Origin of the sequence: Streptomyces colwelliae (genome assembly GCF_048158785.1) — a bacterium.
Taxonomy (GTDB): Bacteria; Actinomycetota; Actinomycetes; order Streptomycetales; family Streptomycetaceae; genus Streptomyces.
Genome location: NZ_JBLTJC010000730.1, coordinates 1 through 2,053 on the forward strand (window position 1 = coordinate 1; position 2,053 = coordinate 2,053).

Genomic DNA, 2,053 nt, shown 5'->3' on the forward strand with positions numbered 1-2,053 from the left:
CACCGGCACGGGGCCCACCGACCCCACGCCGAGCGACCCGCCGCCCTCGTCCGCCGATCCGACCCCGACGCCCACGGACTCGTCGCCCGCCGACCCGGGCGGCTCGACGCCGCCCGGCGACGGCGACGACCCGAGCCCGGGCTCGTCGTAACGCGTCAGGCGACCGGGTCCGCGGGATGCGGTGCCAGCAGCGGGAGTTGCGAGGCCAGGCGCTGCTCGCAGAGCTCGACCAGGCGGTCGTAGCCGGCCTTGCCCATCAGCTCGGTCAGCTCCGGGCCGTAGGACACGTAGACCGGGTCGCCCGCGCCGTGCGCCGAGGTCGCCGACGTGCACCACCAGTGCAGTTCGTGGCCACCGGAACCCCAGCCCCTGCGGTCGTACTCGCCGATCGACACCTGGAGCACGCGGGTGTCGTCCGGGCGGTCGATCCACTCGTACGTCCGCCGCACCGGCAGCTGCCAGCAGACGTCCGGCTTGGTCTCCAGGGGCTCGCGGCCCTCCTTGACGGCCAGGATGTGCAGCGAGCAGCCCGCGCCGCCGGCGAAACCGGGGCGGTTCTGGAAGATGCACGAGCCCTTGTAGGGGCGGGTCTGGCGGTCGCCGTCCTCGTCCTCCGAGGTCCAGCCGTTCGCCACGCCCTCGTCATGGTGCTGCCAGATGTCGGGCGTGAGCCTCGCCACATGCCCGGCGACCCGTTTCTCGTCGTCCTTGTCCGAGAAGTGCGCGCCCAGGGTGCAGCATCCGTCGTCCGCGCGGCCCGCCTGGATGCCCTGGCAGCCGCTTCCGAAGATGCAGTTCCAGCGAGAGGTCAGCCATGTCAGATCACAGCGGAAGAGCTGCTCGTCGTCCGCCGGATCCGGGAACTCCACCCACGCGCGCGCGAAGTCGAGCCCCTTCTCGTCCGCTTTCAGGGCCTTCTTCGACGGCTTCGGGGGCTTGGCCGACGTCACCGGCGAAGAATCGCCGGGTGATTTGGCCGCCTTGTCGGTCTTCGCCTTTTTCGTCTTTGGCACGCGTCCAGGGTAAGTCGCCCGAGGCGGCCCCAGACACCGCTCCGGGGACCGAGATAGGTGCAGGTGGCAGTAGCGTTCCGTATATGAGACTCGGTGTCCTCGACGTGGGATCGAACACGGTGCATCTGCTGGTGGTGGACGCACACCCGGGCGCGCGCCCGTTGCCCGCGCACTCGCACAAGGTGGAACTCCGCCTTGCCCAACTCCTCGACGAGGACGGGGCGATCGGCCCCGAAGGGGTCGACAAACTCGTCGGCGTCGTCCACGAGGCGCTCCAGGCAGCCGAGGACAAGGGTGTCGAAGAGATCCTCCCGTTCGCCACCTCCGCCGTCCGCGAGGCCAGCAACGCCGACGACGTCCTCGCGCGCGTGCAGACCGAGACCGGCGTCGAACTCCAGGTCCTCACCGGCGCCGAGGAGGCCCGCCTCACCTTCCTCGCCGTCCGCCGCTGGTTCGGCTGGTCCGCCGGAAAGCTCCTCGTGCTGGACATCGGCGGCGGCTCCCTGGAGATCGCGTACGGCATCGACGAGGAACCCGACGCGGCCGTGTCGCTGCCCCTCGGCGCGGGTCGCCTCACCGCCGGCTGGCTGCCCGGCGACCCGCCGGAACCGGACGCGATAAGGGCCCTGCGCCGCCATGTGCGCGCCCAGATCGCCCGTACGGTGGGCGAGTTCAGCCGTTTCGGCGCCCCCGACCACGTCGTCGCCACGTCGAAGACCTTCAAGCAGCTCGCCCGGCTGGCCGGCGCCGCCCGCTCCGCAGACGGCCTCTACGTCCAGCGCGAGCTGAAGCGCGAGTCCCTGGAGGCGTGGGTCCCGCGCCTGGCCGGCATGACCACCGCCCAGCGCGCCGTCCTGCCCGGCGTCTCCGAAGGCCGAGCCGAACAGCTCCTGGCCGGCGCGATGGTCGCCGAGGGCGCGATGGACCTCTTCGGCGTCGAGACGCTGGAGGTCTGCCCCTGGGCGCTGCGCGAGGGCGTGATCCTGCGGCAGCTGGATCAGATGCCGACGGCGTAGGCGTAGGCGTAGGCGGGGGTGCGG

The 2,053-nt window shown here is 71.7% G+C and carries 2 protein-coding genes; one reads left to right on the forward strand and one right to left on the reverse strand.

The window, feature by feature from the left end:
• Positions 1–155: 155 nt before the first annotated feature.
• Entirely contained in the window at positions 156–1,013 is an 858-nt protein-coding gene (locus ACNFOC_RS53740) for a DUF3109 family protein (RefSeq protein ID WP_416966221.1), read from the reverse strand.
• Positions 1,014–1,096: 83 nt separating this feature from the next.
• On the opposite strand from ACNFOC_RS53740, the gene ACNFOC_RS53745 reads away from it, so the two are divergent.
• Positions 1,097–2,029: a Ppx/GppA family phosphatase gene (locus ACNFOC_RS53745; RefSeq protein ID WP_416966222.1), complete on the forward strand. Its 933-nt coding sequence runs from the start codon at positions 1,097–1,099 to the stop codon at positions 2,027–2,029.
• Positions 2,030–2,053 lie beyond the last annotated feature (24 nt).

Excerpts from the sequence above, each read along its gene's own strand:
- ACNFOC_RS53745 (WP_416966222.1), top strand. The coding sequence starts at position 1,097 with ATGAGACTCGGTGTCCTCGACGTGGGATCGAACACGGTGCATCTGCTG.